This is a genomic window from Neorhizobium huautlense, assembly GCF_030811685.1.
Taxonomy (GTDB): domain Bacteria; phylum Pseudomonadota; class Alphaproteobacteria; order Rhizobiales; family Rhizobiaceae; genus Neorhizobium; species Neorhizobium huautlense_A.
This window is the reverse complement of record NZ_JAUSRF010000009.1, coordinates 170,977-188,315: the sequence shown is the minus strand read 5'-3', so window position 1 is coordinate 188,315 and position 17,339 is coordinate 170,977. Positions and strand designations below refer to the sequence as shown.

General features: G+C 60.1%; 20 protein-coding genes. 6 read left to right on the top strand and 14 right to left on the bottom strand.

Features of this window, described 5'->3' with window-relative positions:
- Window positions 1–235: 235 nt before the first annotated feature.
- The 4 genes from J2T09_RS15280 to J2T09_RS15265 form a co-directional block, all read right to left on the bottom strand.
- Window positions 236–1,345 (bottom strand): hypothetical protein, encoded by a 1,110-nt coding sequence (locus J2T09_RS15280; protein ID WP_306836106.1) that lies wholly within the window; start codon window positions 1,343–1,345, stop codon window positions 236–238.
- A 164-nt stretch (window positions 1,346–1,509) separates the two neighbouring features.
- The gene (locus tag J2T09_RS15275) at window positions 1,510–1,764 is read right to left on the bottom strand and encodes an exodeoxyribonuclease VII small subunit (RefSeq protein ID WP_306836104.1); all 255 of its coding nucleotides are present in this window, start codon (window positions 1,762–1,764) and stop codon (window positions 1,510–1,512) included.
- A 1-nt stretch (window position 1,765) separates the two neighbouring features.
- The gene (locus J2T09_RS15270; protein WP_306836102.1) at window positions 1,766–2,701 is read right to left on the bottom strand and encodes a histone deacetylase family protein; all 936 of its coding nucleotides are present in this window, start codon (window positions 2,699–2,701) and stop codon (window positions 1,766–1,768) included.
- Between the two features lie 323 nt (window positions 2,702–3,024).
- Window positions 3,025–3,705 carry an energy-coupling factor ABC transporter ATP-binding protein gene (locus tag J2T09_RS15265; protein WP_306836101.1) on the bottom strand — a complete coding sequence of 227 codons (681 nt, stop codon included), beginning with the start codon at window positions 3,703–3,705 and terminating at the stop codon, window positions 3,025–3,027.
- 108 nt (window positions 3,706–3,813) lie between these two features.
- On the opposite strand from J2T09_RS15265, the gene J2T09_RS15260 reads away from it, so the two are divergent.
- The gene (locus J2T09_RS15260) at window positions 3,814–5,007 is read left to right on the top strand and encodes a winged helix-turn-helix domain-containing protein (RefSeq protein ID WP_306836099.1); all 1,194 of its coding nucleotides are present in this window, start codon (window positions 3,814–3,816) and stop codon (window positions 5,005–5,007) included.
- Between the two features lie 9 nt (window positions 5,008–5,016).
- Here the strand turns inward: J2T09_RS15260 and J2T09_RS15255 are convergent, their stop codons facing one another.
- From J2T09_RS15255 to J2T09_RS15240, 4 genes are all read right to left on the bottom strand, one after another.
- A complete protein-coding gene (locus tag J2T09_RS15255; RefSeq protein ID WP_306836098.1) occupies window positions 5,017–5,334 on the bottom strand; it encodes a BrnA antitoxin family protein in 318 nt (105 codons plus the stop codon).
- Window positions 5,331–5,579: a BrnT family toxin gene (locus J2T09_RS15250; protein ID WP_306836096.1), complete on the bottom strand. Its 249-nt coding sequence runs from the start codon at window positions 5,577–5,579 to the stop codon at window positions 5,331–5,333. The genes J2T09_RS15255 and J2T09_RS15250 overlap by 4 nt, the downstream gene beginning before the upstream one ends.
- 95 nt (window positions 5,580–5,674) lie before the next feature.
- Complete coding sequence (aroC, locus tag J2T09_RS15245) at window positions 5,675–6,772, bottom strand: chorismate synthase (RefSeq protein WP_306836095.1); 1,098 nt, start codon at window positions 6,770–6,772, stop codon at window positions 5,675–5,677.
- An 81-nt stretch (window positions 6,773–6,853) separates the two neighbouring features.
- A complete protein-coding gene (locus tag J2T09_RS15240; RefSeq protein WP_306836093.1) occupies window positions 6,854–9,970 on the bottom strand; it encodes a putative bifunctional diguanylate cyclase/phosphodiesterase in 3,117 nt (1,038 codons plus the stop codon).
- A 326-nt stretch (window positions 9,971–10,296) separates the two neighbouring features.
- On the opposite strand from J2T09_RS15240, the gene J2T09_RS15235 reads away from it, so the two are divergent.
- Window positions 10,297–10,557: a DUF1344 domain-containing protein gene (locus tag J2T09_RS15235; RefSeq protein WP_306836091.1), complete on the top strand. Its 261-nt coding sequence runs from the start codon at window positions 10,297–10,299 to the stop codon at window positions 10,555–10,557.
- A 33-nt stretch (window positions 10,558–10,590) separates the two neighbouring features.
- Here the strand turns inward: J2T09_RS15235 and J2T09_RS15230 are convergent, their stop codons facing one another.
- Both J2T09_RS15230 and J2T09_RS15225 read right to left on the bottom strand, forming a co-directional pair.
- Window positions 10,591–11,220, bottom strand: a complete 630-nt coding sequence (locus J2T09_RS15230) for a hypothetical protein (RefSeq protein WP_306836089.1) — start codon at window positions 11,218–11,220, stop codon at window positions 10,591–10,593.
- Between the two features lie 43 nt (window positions 11,221–11,263).
- Window positions 11,264–11,779, bottom strand: a complete 516-nt coding sequence (locus J2T09_RS15225; protein ID WP_306836087.1) for a hypothetical protein — start codon at window positions 11,777–11,779, stop codon at window positions 11,264–11,266.
- Window positions 11,780–12,138: 359 nt separating this feature from the next.
- On the opposite strand from J2T09_RS15225, the gene J2T09_RS15220 reads away from it, so the two are divergent.
- The 3 genes from J2T09_RS15220 (at window position 12,139) to J2T09_RS15210 (ending at window position 13,091) form a co-directional block, all read left to right on the top strand.
- The gene (locus J2T09_RS15220) at window positions 12,139–12,264 is read left to right on the top strand and encodes a hypothetical protein (RefSeq protein WP_306836085.1); all 126 of its coding nucleotides are present in this window, start codon (window positions 12,139–12,141) and stop codon (window positions 12,262–12,264) included.
- Window positions 12,265–12,417: 153 nt separating this feature from the next.
- On the top strand, window positions 12,418–12,672 hold the full coding sequence (locus J2T09_RS15215; protein WP_306836084.1) for a hypothetical protein: 255 nt from the start codon (window positions 12,418–12,420) through the stop codon (window positions 12,670–12,672).
- Window positions 12,669–13,091 (top strand): hypothetical protein, encoded by a 423-nt coding sequence (locus tag J2T09_RS15210; protein WP_306836082.1) that lies wholly within the window; start codon window positions 12,669–12,671, stop codon window positions 13,089–13,091. Before J2T09_RS15215 ends, J2T09_RS15210 begins: the two co-directional genes overlap by 4 nt.
- Window positions 13,092–13,110: 19 nt before the next feature.
- Here the strand turns inward: J2T09_RS15210 and J2T09_RS15205 are convergent, their stop codons facing one another.
- From J2T09_RS15205 to J2T09_RS15190, 4 genes are all read right to left on the bottom strand, one after another.
- A complete protein-coding gene (locus J2T09_RS15205; RefSeq protein ID WP_306836080.1) occupies window positions 13,111–13,701 on the bottom strand; it encodes a histidine phosphatase family protein in 591 nt (196 codons plus the stop codon).
- 23 nt (window positions 13,702–13,724) lie between these two features.
- Window positions 13,725–14,543 (bottom strand): enoyl-ACP reductase FabI, encoded by an 819-nt coding sequence (gene fabI / locus J2T09_RS15200; protein ID WP_306836077.1) that lies wholly within the window; start codon window positions 14,541–14,543, stop codon window positions 13,725–13,727.
- Window positions 14,544–14,694: 151 nt separating this feature from the next.
- The gene (locus J2T09_RS15195) at window positions 14,695–15,951 is read right to left on the bottom strand and encodes a J domain-containing protein (protein ID WP_306836075.1); all 1,257 of its coding nucleotides are present in this window, start codon (window positions 15,949–15,951) and stop codon (window positions 14,695–14,697) included.
- Window positions 15,952–16,186: 235 nt separating this feature from the next.
- The gene (locus tag J2T09_RS15190; protein ID WP_306836074.1) at window positions 16,187–16,633 is read right to left on the bottom strand and encodes an RT0821/Lpp0805 family surface protein; all 447 of its coding nucleotides are present in this window, start codon (window positions 16,631–16,633) and stop codon (window positions 16,187–16,189) included.
- Between the two features lie 61 nt (window positions 16,634–16,694).
- Here J2T09_RS15190 and pdxH point away from each other — a divergent pair, with 61 nt between their 5' ends.
- Complete coding sequence (gene pdxH, locus J2T09_RS15185; protein WP_306836072.1) at window positions 16,695–17,315, top strand: pyridoxamine 5'-phosphate oxidase; 621 nt, start codon at window positions 16,695–16,697, stop codon at window positions 17,313–17,315.
- Window positions 17,316–17,339: the final 24 nt, after the last annotated feature.

Below are 17,339 nucleotides of genomic sequence, written 5' to 3'. Positions count from 1 at the left end.
CCGCCCCAAACCCCTCCCCACAAGGGGGAGGGGCTTAACCCAGCCGATCCGCCGTGCCTCAATCGAGGCAGGTGTTTGCCACTGGTTTTCTCCCCCCTTGTGGGGGAGATGGCCGGCAGGCCAGAGGGGGACTTGCTTCCAGACACGATCGCGCGAGAAAACATAGTGCGGTTCGCGCCCACAAAACAGTCGCCCCACGCGGAACACACTGTTCCGCGAAACGGCACGCATCACATCAATCGAACCGGTTGCCGATCATCGGGCTCCACTGTTCACCCACCAATCCATTCAGCATCACGTCGCCGCGGGTGATTGCTGCAAGAATATCCGGGTCGCGGGTGTTGATCATGCTGGAAACGCTATTGGTAAAACCGATGCGCCGCCCCAGCATGGCTTCCATCAGATAGGGCTTTGTGCGACCGGTTACGGCGGTGGCGCCATTGTCGGCCGCATGGCCGATCAGCGCGTCGATCACCGCGCCTTCGCTGCCCGGTGCCGCCATCATCTGCAATACCCGCGCCGAAGATCCCTTGCTCAGGTGGTAGAGGAAACAGCCGACCGGCTGGCCACGGTGATCGCTGACCGAAGCCATGAAACCCGGCCCAAAGTCCTGCTTGTGCAGGGCCTGTCCGGCAAGGATCGCAAGCTCGGTGCTGCTCCAGCGCGGGCGAAGCGTGAAGCGGGTGGAAAGTTCGGTCATCAGTTCGGCGAACGTGCCGGCATCGATGTCCCGGATGATCGCGGCCTTGCCGGGTTTCTTTCTGGCATAGGCCAGCCAGCGCGGCCGGTTCGGTTTCATGCGGGCGCGCAGCATTTCATCGGTTATCGCGGCGAATGGGCGCAAAAGGCCGAGCGGGCGAAAACGCCGCGAAGCCTCGCCCGCCAACCATTGCGCCGGCCGTATGATGCGGATGAAAGAGAGGCTGTGGTTCGGCAGGCCGGTGCAGCCCAGCCGCTGGCCGAGCGCCAGCGAGATATCGCTGGCCGTATCGGTAAAGGAAAAATCCTGATTGCCGGCCAGTGCGGCTTTCAGGAGTTTCGGGCCGATCATGGCTTCGCCGGCGCGGCTGTCGGACATGATCGTGCCGATCAGGGCGCCGTTGACAGGGCGGTCGCCGATCCGCATCGGCAGGCGATGGCGCCCAACAAAACCGGAAATGCCGGTACGTCCTTCGTAAACGAGCGGCGGCAGGCTTTCATGCGCAAGCGGGTGGTCGATATAGACGGCGCGCAGACAATCGACGAGGGCCGCCGGGGCCGCCGTCTCCTTACGCTTGAACGCATACTGAAAAAGCCCGGCGACCGACGTAATGTCGGCTGCCGTCAAAGGCCGTATCTGCCCCATGACCCCAAATGCCCCACCTTGACCCCAAGGCAGACCTGCTTCCCACACAGACCTGCCGTTTCTGTTCAGGCAGATAAGGTGTAGCCGATGAAAGTCGGTTCAAGATAATGGATGGCATTTGAACGGTCCGCCCTTCGTCGGGAAGACCGGCGGTCACATGGCCGTTATTCGCCGTCCAGCGGCTCGGTACCCTGCGGTTTGCCGGCGCGGTCGAGGCGGATCTTTTCGATGCGGTTTTCGGCGGCGGAGAGCAGCTTTTCGCAATGTTTCTTCAAGGCTTCGCCGCGCTCGTAAATGGCGATGGATTCGTCCAGCGCCACATCACCGCGTTCCAGCCGGGCCACGATGCTTTCGAGTTCGGCGACAGCCTTCTCGAAGGAATAGGCGCTGACATCGTTGATCTCGACCTGGTCCGACATGTTAGCCCTTCATCAATCTGCTGATATGCAGGCCCGCCGATTCGGCCAGCCCTTCCAGATCATAACCACCTTCAAGCAGGCTGACGACCCGGTTGCCGGCATATTTGCCGGCGATCTCCATCAGCCGCCCGGTCGCCCAGTCGAAATCGTTGCCGACAAGGTTGATCTGCGCCAGCGGATCGCGGTGATGCGCATCGAAACCGGCGGAAATCAGAAGGAAATCCGGCCGAAAGTTTTCAAGCGCCGGCAGAACGCGGGATTTGAAGGCCTCGCGAAAATGATCGCTGCCGTCATTGGTGGCGAGAGGCGCATTGACGATGTTGTTCTTCGTGCCCGTCTCGTTCTTTGCACCGGTAAAGGGGTAAAGCGGCATCTGGTGGGTGGAGCAGAACAGCACCGACGGATCGTCCCAAAAAATGTCCTGCGTACCGTTGCCGTGATGCACGTCCCAATCGACGATGGCGACACGTTCGGCACCGTAAACCTTTTGCGCATGTCGTGCGGCGATCGCCACGTTGTTGAACAGGCAGAAACCCATGGCCTTGGATTTTTCCGCATGGTGGCCGGGCGGACGGGCGGCCACGAAGGCGTTGTCCACCTTGCCCGTCATCACGTCATCCACGGCCGCCATCGCACCACCAATGCCGGTCAGCGCCGCCTGCAGGCTCTTGGGGCTCAGATAGGTGTCGGCTTCCAGCTGGTGGATCGCGCCGTCTTCTTCCGGCACCTGCCGCATGACGGAGAACAGATGTTCTTCCGGATGCGCCAGCATCACGGTGTCCTCATTGGCCTGCGGCGCCGGTTTGCGGTCGAGATCGGCGAAATACGGGTGTTCGAGCGCGATCGCCAGCGAGCGCAGCCGGTCGGCGCGCTCCGGGTGTCCGGGCGGCGTGTTGTGCTCGAGAAAGATCTCGTGTTCGTAAAGGCGCGTGGTCATGGCGGCCTCATTCTCCTTGGTGCCCGGTGATGGGCCTGTTCCAGATGGCGTTGCGGCGAGGCTTTTCAAGCGGTGAAAAATACCCCTCCCAGCCAACCGGGCTCTCCGTCCTTCGGCCGCCCACAACGGGAGAGGGGGCAAGCCCGCTGCGCCATGACGGTTCCTCCATCATCACGGCGCGGCCTGCAAAGACGCTTGCAAGGGCACGTAGGAGCGGATGACTGGGCGCAAACAGGGCGAGGCTGAATGCTGCCAGTCCGCCCGGTTTTTTGCCGTGGTCGATGGCCGGTGCAGCAGGCTTTGCCCGTCAAGACAAAGCGTGTTCATGCGCCGGCCAGCGTTTTGTACTGCGCGATCACGTCACCGGGGTTTCCATCGCCGATCAGCAGCCCTTTCGAAAACAGCAGGACCCGGTCAAACCCTTCGATCAGCGCCAGATCATGGGTGATGACGATCAGGTTTTCATCCATGCCCGCCATGGTGCGTTCCACCAGATTGCGGTTTTTCAGGTCCAGCTGGTTGGTCGGCTCGTCGAGGATGAGAATTTTGGGTTCCGTCACCAGAACCGAGGCAAATGCCGAAAGCTGCAGCTCGCCACCGGAAAGTTCGTGGGTGCGGCGATCGGCCAGATGTGGAATGCCGAAGCGGGCAAGCACCGCTGCGACGGCCGCCTCGATCTGCGCATTGGAGAGCTTTTTCCGCTTCAGCCCGAGCGCGATATCTTCTTTCAATATCGGCAGGATGATCTGGTTCTGCGGGTTCTGGAAAATAAAGCCGGCCTCGGCCCGCACCGTCTCCGCGTTCTTCACCGTATCGAAACCGTTGACGCAAACCCGGCCCGAAGACGGTTTCACCAGTCCGTTGATCAGCCGCGCGAACGTGGTCTTGCCGGAACCGTTCAGCCCGATCACGCCGATGCGCCGCTCGCTCAGGCGCAGTGTCAGCGGTTCGAGCGCGGTGCGGGCGTCATACCGCACGCTTGCCTGTTCGAAATGGATGTCCAAGCCGGTCCCTCAATTCAGACCCGCTCTATAAACTCTATCAGGATTGAGGGGAATTAAGAACAAAAAAAGAACATTGACTTCGCGACAGAAGGCCATAGTCTCCAATTCATGGCTATTCTGATCTCGAATGAACAGGCACGGCGCATTTTTCTGGAGCGGCAGGGGCTTTCCGCCGCGCCCAACCGGGCACTCGACAAGGCGGGGCTGCTGTCCCTGATCCATGGCCTCGGTTTCGTGCAGGTGGACAGTATTGCTACCGTCGAGCGCGCCCATCACATGATCCTGTTTTCCCGCAACCAGACCTATCGGCGCGATCACCTGACCACGCTTCTGGAAAAGGATGGTGCGCTTTTCGAGCATTGGACGCATGATGCTTCCATCCTGCCATCCGAGTTTTTCCGCTACTGGAAACATCGGTTTCGCCGCCGCGAACCGCATCTGGCAGAACGCTGGAAAAAATGGCAGGGCGAAAATTACGACTCCGCCTTTGAGGAAACCTTTCGCCATATCGCCGAAAACGGCGCGATCATGTCACGCGACATGAAGGCCGAGGACCACAAGTCCGGCGGCTGGTGGAACTGGCATCCCAACAAGACGGCGCTCGAATATTACTGGCATATCGGCAAGCTCTGCATCGCCGGGCGCCGCAATTTTCAAAAGATCTACGACCTCACCGAACGTGTCCTGCCGCAGCATCACCACGAGCCGGAAGTGACGGAAGAGGTTTTTATCGACTGGGCCTGCCGCAGCGCGCTGACGCGTCTGGGGTTTGCTACGTCTGGCGAAATTGCCGCCTTCTGGGCACTGGTGACGCCGCTCGAAGCAAAAATGTGGGTCGAAACCCATCGCGACGAATTGGTCGAAATTCTCATCACACCCGCCAACGGTGGCCGCCCGCGACCGTCGTATGCCCTTGCCGGGTTTCCGGAAAATCTGGAAAAAATACCGGAGCCGCCCAACCGCATCCGCGTGCTCAGCCCCTTCGATCCGCTGTTGCGCGACCGTGATCGGGCCGAGCGGCTGTTCAATTTCAATTACCGCATCGAGATTTTTGTCCCCGAACCGAAACGCATCTACGGTTATTATGTCTTCCCGCTGATGGAAGGCGACCGCATGATCGGCCGCATCGACATGAAGGCAGACCGCAAGGCGGGCACGCTGGATGTCAAGCGCCTGTGGCTGGAACCCGGCGTTCGGGCATCAGCGGGAAGGCTGGAAAAGCTGGAGGCGGAACTGATGCGCATGGCGCGGTTTGCCGGGGTGGAGAGCGTGCGGTTTCTGGAGGGCTGGCGCGGGGAATAGGGTGCGGCGTTAAAGCCCTGCCGCCTTGCGCAGTTCGGCTGCCATGGTGGCGCGCCAATCCTTGCCGCCGGCCTTGTATTTTTCCAGCACATCGGGATCAAGTCGCAAGGTGACGGCCACTTTCGGGGCCTCGACGCGGGGGCGGCCACGGGCGGCGATTTCTTTTTCCATCTTGGCGGCGAGTTCGGGAAAGACTTCGCGGAAGGGGCGGGCGTTTTTCAACTCCTCTGCCGTCCAGGGCGGATTGTCGGAAACCTCGTCCCAGTCTTCCTTGGTATAACCACGGCCGGGCTGGAATTCCGTTTGCTTATGGGGCTTCGTGGTCATTCGATAAGCTTCCGTTCGTCTTGGCGGGCAGGGCGCATGGAAATCACCGACAGCCCTTCCGAACCCAACATCAGGAAAATTGCGGCGATCACGCCATTCTGCAAACGCCCGATCGCTTTGCGGCGACCAAGCTTTGCCGGAACAGTGACAGCGGACAGAAAGAACTCCTCGGATAGATCGCTGAAATCGAGATGATGTTTCTCGATGTTAGCGATCCGCTTCCGTTCGTCCCAGACAATCCGCATTATTCGTACACGAAAAATCGCCCCCCAGCAACGAGCGACGATCTCTCATGTCGGCATGCTCCGCAATCCTGCGGATCAGGGGGTATTGGGGCTGTTCAGTCCAGCCGCCCGGTCTGGCCGCGATCGCGTAAAAAATGGTCGGCGATGGCGCAGGCCACCATGGCCTCGCCGATCGGCACGGCGCGGATGCCGACGCACGGGTCGTGGCGGCCCTTGGTGCGCACGTCGACATTCTTGCCATCGGCGTCGATAGACTGACGTTCGGTGAGGATCGAGGAGGTCGGCTTGATAGCGAAACGGGCAACGAGCGGCTGGCCGGTCGAGATGCCGCCCAAAATGCCGCCGGCATGGTTGGAGAGGAAGATCGGTTCGCCGTCATTGCCCATGCGCATCTGGTCGGCGTTTTCCTCGCCGGTCAGTTCGGCGGAGGCAAAACCGTCGCCGATCTCCACACCCTTGACGGCGTTGATGGACATCAGCAGCGATGCGATATCCTGATCGAGTTTGGCATAGATCGGCGCGCCAAGACCGGCCGGCACGCCTTCCGCCACCACTTCGACCACGGCGCCGATGGAAGAGCCGGCCTTGCGGATGCCGTCGAGATAGTCTTCCCACACCGGTACCATTTCCGGGTCGGGGCAGAAGAACGGGTTTTCGTTCACCTGTGCCCAGTCCCAGTTGGCGCGGTTGATCTTGTGTTTGCCGATCTGCACCAGCGCGCCACGCACCGTCACACCCGGCACGACGAGGCGGGCAATGCCGCCAGCCGCCACACGCGCCGCGGTTTCGCGGGCGGAGGACCGGCCACCGCCGCGATAGTCGCGGATGCCGTATTTGGTGTCATAGGTATAGTCGGCGTGGCCGGGGCGATACTGGCGGGCGATCTCGCCGTAATCCTTGGAGCGCTGGTCGGTGTTTTCGATCAGCATGGAAATCGGCGTGCCGGTCGAGATCATCGTCTCGCCGTCCGCGTCCAGCATCACGCCCGAAAGCACCTTCACCTCGTCGGCCTCGCGGCGCTGTGTCACGAAGCGGGACTGGCCGGGCTTGCGCTTGTCCAGCCACTGCTGGATGTCGGCCAGCGTGAAGCGCAGGCCGGGAGGGCAGCCGTCAACGACGCAGCCGAGCGCCGGACCATGGCTTTCGCCCCAGGTGGTGACACGGAAAAGATGACCGAAGGAATTATGCGACATGGGACCCCGCTAAAGCGCGGGATCCGTTCCCGCCTTGAAGCGGGTTTGTCATATTAAAATACGCTCTCAGGGGAAAGCCTTTTATGCCGCCGTGCCGTTCGCCTGCTTGGTCGCAAGGTCCCAACCGCGTGCCGCCGCCTCGTTGAAGGCATCGAAGGCGAGCGGGCGGGCAAAGGCATAGCCCTGCAACAGGTCGCAGCCCAGTTCGCGCAACATGGCGGCATGGGCCATGCTTTCCACACCTTCCGCCACCGTTTCCACGCCCAATGAGCGGGCGATATCGATGATCGAGCGCACCAGCGTGCGTTCCTGTGGCGAATTGAGGATCGGCATCACCAGCTGGCGGTCGATCTTCAGGCGCTTGGGCTTCAGCTTCAAAAGGCTGACGATGGATGTGTGGCCGGTGCCAAAATCGTCGATCTCGATATCGATGCCGAGTGCCTTGATGCGTTCGAGGTTGGAGGCCGCCGCATCCTCGCTTTCGTCGAGAAAAATGGATTCCACCAGTTCGAAGGAAATCTGGCCGGGGGTGATGGCGAGCGTCTTCAGCGTGTCGATCAACGTGTCGTCATGCAGGCGTTTGGACGAGACGTTGACCGAAACCTTCGGCACGTCGAGCCCAAGTGCCGCCCAGCGCATCTTGTCCTTCAGAACCGTCTGCAACACGATCTGGTCGAGCGTTGCCGTCACGTTCAGCTCGTCGGCGATCTTCAGGAACCGGTCGGGCGCCAGAATGCCATGCTGCGGATGTTTCCAGCGCACCAATGCCTCGGCGCCGGTCAGCTTCATCGTGCGGGCATCGAACTGCGGCTGGTACCAGGCGACGAACTCGTCGTTTTCGATACCCGCCAACACTTCGTCGGCGGTGCGCTTGTGGGTGATGATTTCCGCCTGCAGGTTCTGGGTGAAGAACTCGTAGCGGTTTCTTCCTTGAGCCTTGGCGCGGTAAAGCGCGATATCGGCATTCACCAGCATGCGGCGCGCATCGATATTGCGGCCGGTCGCCTGCGCGATGCCGATGGAGACGCCGAAACGACAGGAGAAACCCTCGAATTGCACCGGCTGGCGGATTTCGGCGATGATGCGGTTGGAAAGCGCTGCCGTATGCGCCGTGCTGCAATCGTCCTTGACCAGAATGACGAATTCGTCGCCGCCGATGCGGGCCACGAGATCACCGGGATTGACGCTGCGCAAAAGGATGCGGGCTGTATGCACCAGCATGGCATCGCCGGCGGCATGGCCGAGCGTATCGTTGATCTGCTTGAAACGGTCGAGATCGAGATGCAGGATCGAAAGCTTCTGCCGTTCGCTCTCGCTGGCGCGTGAAATTTCGTCGAGCGCGATATCGAGGCTGCGGCGGTTGGCGAGCATGGTCAAAGGGTCGTGCAGCGAATTGTGCTCGATCCTGTTCTTGGCCATCTGCAGTTCAATATTCTTGGCATCCGCCTCCTGTTTGGCGGCGCGCAGCTGCTCGGTCAGGATGGCGTCGTCGGTGACGTCGAAGGCAAGGCCGATCACCTTGCGGCGACCATCGCGGCCGATATGAAGTTTGCCGACGGAGCGCACATACCGGATGCTGCCATCCGGCTGCGGCACGCGCACCACCAGCGGCTCGTCGCTACCCTTGCCGAAATGTGCGGAAATGCGGCGCGCCTCGGCACGGTCTTCCGGATGGATCGTCTCGATCCATTGTTCGGCGGTCACATTGCCTTGCGAATGGGGCAGGCCATGCAACTGGTAAAGCCGCGCATCCCAGTGTTCGATACGGCTGTCGGGCAGGGATTCCCAGATGCCGCAGCGGTAGGATTCAAGCGCCATGCCCAGTTTTGCGGTCAGTTCCTCCAGCTGCTGTTCGCGGCTGTAAAGCTCGTCCAGCGCCAATTCCAGCTCGGCATTCTTGATGTCGCTGTCTTCCTTGGCGGCGCGCAGCGACTGGTTCAGCGTCATGTCGGCAGACACATCCCAGACGATGCCGGCCACACGCTGGCTTCCATCCGGGTTGCGATAGGCTGCACCGGCCGAGCGCAGATGGCGCAGGCTGCCATCGGCGGTCACGACGCGGTAGATGACGGAAGATGCGACATTGGCGCAGGCACAGGCGAAGAAGTAGGCTTCCACCGCCGGCCGGTCTTCCGGGTGAATGGCGGCCAGCCATTCGTTCAGCCGGTTGTCGCCGTCGCTTGCCATCGCGCCATGCAGGCTGGAGGCGCGAGCATCCCAGAACATCTCGTCGGTAAATTCCCACACGCCCATGCTGGACGCTTCCATCGCCAGCGCAAACCGCTGCGACAGCTGCATCAGCGTGCTTTCGCGCAGGCGAAGGGCAGCAATATTGCGGTTGCGCTCGCCGATCAGAAGGCTGGCGATGAAGACCGGAATGATCATCGCAAGGCCGGCCAGCAGCAATTGCAGCCGGAAGGCGGCCTGGTTGTCGGGAACGGCGTTCCAGCCCGCCTTCGGAACGGCCTGCAATTCCCATTGCCCGTCGGCAACATCGATCATGTGCGAGAGCGGCTCGTTCAGAGACGAGCCGAAAAACGTGGCATTGTCGGGCCGGGTCACATCGCGGATCGCCACCTTCAGCCAGCTCAGGTCGATCATCGGCTTGGCATCGGGCTTGCGCGGCAGAAGCGAAATGCCGGCGCTGTCGAACAGGTAGAGCTTGTCGATCACCACAGCGATGGCGCCCCACTTGCCGTCCGCGTCGCCCGGATTGGAGACCGGCATCAGCATAACGACGGCGCGCGAACGATCGCTGGTCAGAACGACCGGCTTTTCGATATCCCTGTAGGCGCGGATCGCTTCGGCAAGCGTCGCCGTGCCATTGCCGCGCAGTACGGCATTTCCCGTCACCTGTTCCGAGGAGCGGAGAAAGACGCGGTCGAGTTCGAAATTCGGCGCCGTAATGATGCCGGCAAAATGTTCGTTGCGATCGAGATACCGGGCCGCATCGACCCGGAAGAGATCGGCATCCGCGCTCCTTTCGGAGATGAAGGCATGCGCCAGGTTTTCGGTCGTATCGAGATCGGTCTGCAGGCGGGCCGCCATGCGTACGCTCAAAAGCGTCGAAACGCGTTGTGTCGTCTGGCGCAGCTGTTCGCGAAAACTCGATGTGTTGCGATAATCGACGGCAATGCCGACGATGATCACGGCACCGGTAATGGCGAGCGCGGCCGCCAGTGCCGCACGCTTGCTCATCAGTTTGCTGCCGAAATGGCGATGTGCCGAAACGCGAGCCACCAAACCTTGTTCACCCTTACGCACTACCCGGATTCTGCTGCGACCATATTCGCGCAAGGTTAATCTAGGATTGAAGAATATAGCCTGATCGACGGTCGTGATATGTTGTGGATCGTGATGTTTCGGGGCTTGCCAGGATTTGGCCGGAAACCCTTGAATCACAGTTAATTTTCCGGTCACCATTAAGTCTAAAAATGTCACGATCCCGGGCAAATTCCGCCACAATCAGGAGGCTATCTGTGTACAAGTCAAAGTCACCGAACCGCTCCCTTAGGGCTCACACAATGCGCATCCTCATCGCCGCACTTCTGGCAACGGCCAGCATCCTCTCTCCCATCAATAGCTGGGCGCAGAGTGTCGATGTGGAAGCGACCATCAAGGCGGTGGATGTGAGCAAGCTTTCGCTGACGCTGGATGACGGCAAAACCTACAAGGTGCCGGAGGAATTCAACTTCGAAGGCCTGACCGCCGGCGTAAAGGTCGTGGTGTTCTACACCGTGGTTGACGGCAGCCGCGTGGTGGATGATCTGGAAATCGTGCAGTAACTGCCGGCTGTCGGCTGGGCTCTAAATCCTCGTTTATCGAAGAAGCCCGTCGACATCGAATTCTTCCCAGCCGCGCAGTTCCGGGGCTGCCTCGTCCGCGTCGCTCCTCGGTTTTTCCGAGGCTTTTTTCGCCTTCTTCAGCGACCGCGTCAGTTTTGCCTGATAGGCGGCACGGCGCCTTTTTTCCGCTTTTGCCTCGATATCCTCTTCCCGCCATTCATCGACGGCTCCCCGGTCGAGAAGATCCTCCACGATCCTGGGGTCGAAGACGTGAAAGGTGATTTGCCGGGCCCGGCCGTTCAGGCGAACCGTGCGGGTACCGGCGCTCGGCAGCCGCCCGTCGGCAAGCCAGCGATGGCGTTCGCTCGTCTTGATGGTGAGGATATCCTCTATCTCGCGCGGGATGACGGGCAGCGTTTCGGCCTCTTCCATCACCCTGGAGATGACGGCCACGGCCGCGGAGAAAGCGGCCTTGTCGCTGGCGGGCATGGCAAGCGTGATCTCGCTGCCTTCAAGCACGACCGACTTTTTCGATAAGGCGGGAAGCCGCGCCTGGATTTCCTGCAGGATGCCTTTTGCACGAACGGATGAGCCAAGGGTGGCCGCCGTCGACAGCGTCCATGTTTTCAGCAGTTCGATATCGGTTTTCGCGTGTTTGGGCATGCCGGATAGATGGGGAATGCAGGCTCTGAGGTCAACGACAGGCTTATTGAGGGGCGCGTCCGCGCATTCCGAATGAACTTTGCTGTCGGCTGGATGCTGCAGGTGTGGATTTTGCTCTGTCGTTGAGTTCAACCGCTTTGCCGTTCTTCGGGCTGCGCCTGTCCGGCCTGACGATGGCCCAGAATGTTGCACCCGCAGGGATCCAGGGCAGGTTGAAAAAGAATGCCATGACCAGCTGGTTGAAAACGCCATTTTCCAGCGGGGCTAGGTTGAGATATCCCCACCACAGCAACTGCGACATCAGGAACCATGTGATGATGTAAGCGGACAGAGACTGATAGTTTCTCCACCGCAAAACCATATGCGCCATCGGCGCAAGGATCAGCATGGGGATGTATCCGTAAACAAGGCCGAATGTCCAATATATGCTCGCCTTGTAGAGCAGCGTCCAATCTGCAGCCAGTTCTGCCTGTTCCGGCATATATAACGTGGTGAAAAACGCGGTGTATATCGGCGCCCAGAGAGGAGAAAGCGGAGTGGCGAAAAATGTACGCAGCATATGATGATCCACGAGTTCGCAATTGACCGCTGACGAGACCATTCACCGAAAATGAATTCCGGTTCTCGCAGGGCGCTTTCTTTCCACAACTGGAAATGTTGTCGGCAGGATGCAACTCATGTGTGAATAATGCTTTACTCGCGCTCCTCCCGAGAGCACCATCTCAGTGGGTTTCTGCTTCAGATGTCTGCATTTCTAATGGTTTGCATCATTGCCTGCATGCGGCGAGCCCACCCATGTCACGTGACGAGCAGTTCTGATCGCATCTGCGTCAACATGGCTGATATGGCATACGCCAATTTAGGCGTATTGCTGCTTGCGATAGACAAGTGTCAATTAACAGCATGGACATATCCAAAATGTGGGATTGGTTTCCTTACGTCTTTTTTCCGTTCAAGATCATCGTGCTCGGCGTGGGCATGTTCTACGCCATCAAGTGGCATCGTGATCAGGAGAACAAGGAAAAGGAAAACCGCGGACCGTGAGCGGCCCGGTGGTTAAGGCCAAGAGCAGGCGTCAAGCCTGCTCTTGCTGGTGATCGGAGCGCTAGGCGGCACCAGGGTGATCGTGGTCGACCTCCGGTGTTTTTGACAAAATACGCATTTTCTGTAATTTGCGCATTTTGGTGGAGATTGATCATGGCGCGCGCAATTCAGATATCGGCGACCGAATTTGCTCGTGGGTTCGGCAAATATCGCGACGAGGCGTTTTCCACTGACGTTATCGAGGTCACCTCGCATGGCCGTGTCATCGGCGGATATCTGGGGGCCGCAGAACTGGAGCGTTATCGTCGGCTGAAACAGAAGGAACGGGAAGCCCTTCGCATCGAGGATATCGATGAGACGTTGCTGGCCGAGATCGAGGCCGCCGAATATGGCGTCGTCGGCAAATGACGCTGCCTGATCCGGTTCCGGGTCTGGTGGTTCGCTACAATTACCTCTGGCACGCCGATCAGTTGAAGGGCGTGTCGGCAGGAGGCAAGGATCGTCCCTGCGCTATCGTTGTTTCCTCCAAAGAGACCGGATTGGTCGTCGTGGTGCCGATCACCCATGCTTATCCGGAACCCGGAGAAGAAAAATTGTCCATCGAGATATCGGCCGAGATTGCCAGATCGATCGGGCTCGATAGCGACGTCAATTATGTGAAGCTGGAGATCAATCGGTTCGAATGGCCGGGTGATCACTTGCGAGCTCTGCCGGGTGATCCGGGCCGCGTCGATTACGGCATGGTGACGAAGGCGTTCTTCGATCTGATCCGCAAACGTCTGGCTGATCTGGCGAGGGCGCATCTGTTGCGCGAAAGCAGGCGGTAGGCCCGCCGACGCAAGTCCCTCAGATCCAGCCGATCCGCTTCTCATCCCGGTTGATCACCAGAATCCGGTCCTGCGGGATCGGGATGGTCGCGGCCTCATCCTCCGGCATGTCGCCGACAAGCCGAAACAGCGTGCGGATGACGCCGCCGTGGCAGACGCACACGGTCGGCTGCGTCACCGATTGCAGCCATGCGCCAACCCGCCATGAGAGGATTTCATAACTTTCCGCATCGTCGCCGGGCGGGATAAATCCCCATTTTTCGGCCTTGCGGGCGGCAAGCCGTTCCGGCTCGCTCTGGCGCACTTCCTTCAGCGTAAAGCCTTCCCAGTCTCCGAAGGAAAGTTCGCGAAGGCGCTCGTCGGTGCGGTAGTCTTTGGGGGGGAGGCCCATGGCCTTGCGCGCCAGTTCCATGGTTGCGCGCGTGCGGGCCATGGGACTGGATACGAAGTCGAATTCGGCGACCCGATCATCGATCAGGCCGCTGAGTTCCTCGCCGTTGGCGGTCGCCTGAGAGCGACCGTAGTCATTGAGATCGATATCCTTCTGGCCTTGCAGCCGGCCCTCGGCGTTCCAGTCTGTCTGGCCGTGGCGAATGACATAAATCAGCAATGCGGCATGCCTTTATAAAGAAGTCAGTCCTTGATGACCGAGATGTCAGGCGCGTCGACCGCCTTCATGCCGATCGTGTGGTAACCGCTGTCGGCGTGATGCACTTCGCCGGTCACGGAGCGCGACAGGTCGGAGAGCATGTAGAGGCCGACATCACCGACTTCCTCGATGGTGACGGTGCGGCGCAGCGGCGCGTTATATTCGTTCCACTTCAGAATGTAGCGGAAATCGCCGATGCCGGAAGCGGCAAGCGTCTTGATCGGGCCGGCCGAAATGGCGTTGACGCGGATGTTCTTCGGGCCGAGGTCGACCGCGAGATATTTCACGCTGGCTTCGAGTGCGGCCTTGGCAACGCCCATGACGTTATAGTTCGGCATGACCTTTTCCGCACCATAGTAGGTGAGGGTCAGCATCGAGCCGCCATCGGTCATCAGCTTTTCGGCGCGGCGTGCGATCGAGGTGAAGGAATAGACCGAGATCTGCATCGTCTTGGCGAAGTTGTCGGCGGAGGTGTCGACGTAACGACCGGTCAGTTCGTCCTTGTCGGAAAAGCCGATGGCGTGAACGATGAAATCGATCTTGCCCCATTCCTTTTCGACATTGGCGAAGACTTCGTCGATCGACGCTTCGTCGGTCACGTCACAGTGGCCGGCCATGAAGGCGCCGATTTCGGTGGCGAGAGGCTCGACGCGCTTCTTCAGCGCATCGCCCTGCCAGGTGAGAGCGATCTCGCCGCCCTGTGCGTGAATGGCCTTGGCGATGCCCCATGCGATCGAGCGGTTGTTGGCGACGCCGAAGATGACGCCGCGTTTGCCTGCCATGAGGCCGGTAGCCTGAACCATGAATAGTCCCCTGAACTGCAATGGCGGATACCCGCCCAAATAGTCGTTTGCCTATGGCATAGGCGGACCGGTGGTTCAAGCTTGCGGCAGATCATCTCCTGTTAGAGACCGTAACAAAGGGTGCGCAGCAACAGAAACTGTTGCAAAACCTTCATACATACAGGCCGTGGCGCATGTGTTTCATCAGGTCGGTAACCTTTTCGTCCGGCTTTTCCCACAGGACGACCCGCAGTTCCACGACCAGCGCTCCACGCCCGCCGTCACCATCTGCAAGGCCAAGACCATCGAGCGTGATGCTGCGATCCGAGCCCGACCAGGCGGGAATGGTGATCGGCACTTTGCCCCCCGGTGTCTCCACTTCGGTCTCTGTGCCGAGCACGGCATCTTCGAGCGAAATGGCCAAAACCGTGTGCAGGTCAAAACCTTCGAGACGGAAACGTTCGTGCCGGGCAACGCGCACGGTGACGACCAGATCGCCGCGGGCGATGGGGGAGGGCATTTTCAGCCCCTGACCCTTCATCCGCACCACATGACCATCGGTCATGCCGGCTTCCAGCGGCAATTTCACATCGCGTTCGTCGGCGAGATGCATGGGCACGGTGTTCTGGGCGATCAGGTCGTCCAGCGTGACGATCACTTCCGCCGTCATGTCCGGTGCCTTTTCCGGCGGGGCGCCACGCCAGCGGCGCACGAGGGCTGCCACCAGTTCGACGGCCTGCATGGGCAAAGGCTGTTTTGGCGCGGGTTCGGCCTTGGCGGCATTGTCATCTGCGGATGCGACGGTTTCGGAGCCGGCCTCGGCCCTGGTGTCGGCGGCAGCGTCGGCCTTGGCCTTCGCTTGTGCCTGAGCTTGAGCTTGAGCTTGTTGTTGCGCCTGCTGCTGTGCCTGGGCTTTCGCCTGTGCGGCTGCTTTTTCACGCGCGGCATCGGTGGCTTCGTCGCCCGAGCCGAAAATGCGCTCGATCATGTCTTCGGCGTCTTCGACCGGCGGCTCGTCGGCATTGTTCGTCTGGGTCTGGGCGTGAGCCTGAGATTGCGCGGCGGCCTTGGGCTTTGCCTGTGCCTGAGACTGGTTCTGGGCGCGCTGCGCATTGGCGCGGGCCAGTTCTTCCATCACCTTTTCGGCGTTGGCACGCGCGGCTTTTGCGCGTTCTTCCGCCTGTCTGGCGGCTTCACGCTGCTGCATGATGGTCTGGTGCATGTCGGCGGCCTTGTCGTAACGACGGCGCTTGTCCGGATCCTTCAGGACGTCATAGGCCTGGCCGACTTCTGCAAAACGGCCGGTCGCGCTCGGATCGTCGAGATTATGATCCGGATGGACGGATTTCGCCTTCGAACGCCATGCGGCCTTGATTTCGTCGGCGTCCGCGTTGCGTTTCACGCCGAGGACGGAATAGGGATCGCGCATCTTGCACCACCGGTTACGCTTGGGCGGCGGGTCCGCGATCATCCTGGACCCCCGAGACAAAGGAACTCTTGCAGGGCGCCCTCGGTTCCTCATGTCCGGTCAGGCGTCTGCGTAATGGCAAGACGTTACCAGATGAACCGCTAAGGAGGTGTTGAAAATCAAGGTAAACGGCAACCGCTATAAAAGGTTACCGGGGATATTCTTGTGTCTCGGGAAGGTAGATTTACCGGTGACTTTACTGGCGGTCGAAGGAGGTCAGCATCCAGTCACCGGAATTTGTCAGGCAGGTCTGGCCGGTAAATTGGGCAATGCCTTCAAAGGAATGGCGCGTCGTGGTAAAGTCGCGGCAGATGTGGCCCTGGTTGCGGCCTTCGCGAATGGAGGAAACCACGCCGGCGCTGCCGGTGGTGGTGTTGGCCCAGGGCAGCGGCGACATCGACACCTTGGAAAGGTCGGCCGAGGACACGGCGTTCTGCACGGTCACTTCGTCGGACATGGTGGTCGGGTTGCGCTTGGCCTGTATCGTGCCGGTCGACATGCGATCGACCTTGTCGCCGCCAAACAGGTCGAGCGAACTGGTGCAACTGGACAGCGCGGCGGCAACGGCAATAATCGCAAGACCTTTGGCCGCAAACGGGCGTCTCTGGCTTGTGCGGTTAAATGTCTTTGCTATCAATGCCAACTTGCGTCCACTTCGAAACTGTTTCGGATGCACTTCATATATCGGGAGCATTTTCGTCAATATGACAGAAGTTGAGTTAACATCCGGTGACTTCACCGAGGGAAATGAACCATTTTCGCTGTTCGGCGCCTGGTTGAAAGATGCTACGGCCTCCGAGATCAACGATCCGAACGCCGTTGCGGTTGCAACGGTGGACGAAAATGGCCTGCCAAATGTGCGCATGGTGCTGTTGAAGGGGTATGACGAACGCGGTTTCGTGTTCTACACGAATTTCGAAAGCCAGAAGGGCCGTGAACTGTTGGGGCAACAGAAAGCGGCCATGGTTTTCCACTGGAAATCGCTGCGGCGGCAGGTGCGCCTGCGTGGCGAGGTCGAGGTGGTGACGGACGCGGAAGCCGACGAATATTATGCGACACGCCCGCGCGGCAGCCGCATCGGCGCCTGGGCCTCAAAACAGTCGCGGCCGCTGGAAGGCCGGTTTGCGCTGGAAAAGGCGGTGGCCGAATATACCGCGCGATACGCGATCGGCGAAATTCCGCGGCCACCGCACTGGTCGGGTTTCCGCATCAGGCCGGTGTCGATCGAATTCTGGCACGACCGCCCGTTCCGGCTTCACGACCGCGTGGAATTCCGACGCGACACGCCGGAGGGGGATTGGCAGAAGGTGCGGATGTATCCGTGATTTTCGGGTGAGGGTGCGCCCAGC

Excerpts from the sequence above, each read along its gene's own strand:
- J2T09_RS15280 (WP_306836106.1), bottom strand. The coding sequence starts at position 1,345 with ATGGGGCAGATACGGCCTTTGACGGCAGCCGACATTACGTCGGTCGCC.
- J2T09_RS15275 (WP_306836104.1), bottom strand. The coding sequence starts at position 1,764 with ATGTCGGACCAGGTCGAGATCAACGATGTCAGCGCCTATTCCTTCGAG.
- J2T09_RS15270 (WP_306836102.1), bottom strand. The coding sequence starts at position 2,701 with ATGACCACGCGCCTTTACGAACACGAGATCTTTCTCGAGCACAACACG.
- J2T09_RS15260 (WP_306836099.1), top strand. The coding sequence starts at position 3,814 with ATGGCTATTCTGATCTCGAATGAACAGGCACGGCGCATTTTTCTGGAG.
- J2T09_RS15255 (WP_306836098.1), bottom strand. The coding sequence starts at position 5,334 with ATGACCACGAAGCCCCATAAGCAAACGGAATTCCAGCCCGGCCGTGGT.
- J2T09_RS15250 (WP_306836096.1), bottom strand. The coding sequence starts at position 5,579 with ATGCGGATTGTCTGGGACGAACGGAAGCGGATCGCTAACATCGAGAAA.
- aroC (WP_306836095.1), bottom strand. The coding sequence starts at position 6,772 with ATGTCGCATAATTCCTTCGGTCATCTTTTCCGTGTCACCACCTGGGGC.
- J2T09_RS15240 (WP_306836093.1), bottom strand. The coding sequence starts at position 9,970 with ATGAGCAAGCGTGCGGCACTGGCGGCCGCGCTCGCCATTACCGGTGCC.
- J2T09_RS15235 (WP_306836091.1), top strand. The coding sequence starts at position 10,297 with ATGCGCATCCTCATCGCCGCACTTCTGGCAACGGCCAGCATCCTCTCT.
- J2T09_RS15230 (WP_306836089.1), bottom strand. The coding sequence starts at position 11,220 with ATGCCCAAACACGCGAAAACCGATATCGAACTGCTGAAAACATGGACG.
- J2T09_RS15225 (WP_306836087.1), bottom strand. The coding sequence starts at position 11,779 with ATGCTGCGTACATTTTTCGCCACTCCGCTTTCTCCTCTCTGGGCGCCG.
- J2T09_RS15220 (WP_306836085.1), top strand. The coding sequence starts at position 12,139 with ATGTGGGATTGGTTTCCTTACGTCTTTTTTCCGTTCAAGATCATCGTG.
- J2T09_RS15215 (WP_306836084.1), top strand. The coding sequence starts at position 12,418 with ATGGCGCGCGCAATTCAGATATCGGCGACCGAATTTGCTCGTGGGTTC.
- J2T09_RS15210 (WP_306836082.1), top strand. The coding sequence starts at position 12,669 with ATGACGCTGCCTGATCCGGTTCCGGGTCTGGTGGTTCGCTACAATTAC.
- fabI (WP_306836077.1), bottom strand. The coding sequence starts at position 14,543 with ATGGTTCAGGCTACCGGCCTCATGGCAGGCAAACGCGGCGTCATCTTC.
- J2T09_RS15195 (WP_306836075.1), bottom strand. The coding sequence starts at position 15,951 with ATGCGCGATCCCTATTCCGTCCTCGGCGTGAAACGCAACGCGGACGCC.
- pdxH (WP_306836072.1), top strand. The coding sequence starts at position 16,695 with ATGACAGAAGTTGAGTTAACATCCGGTGACTTCACCGAGGGAAATGAA.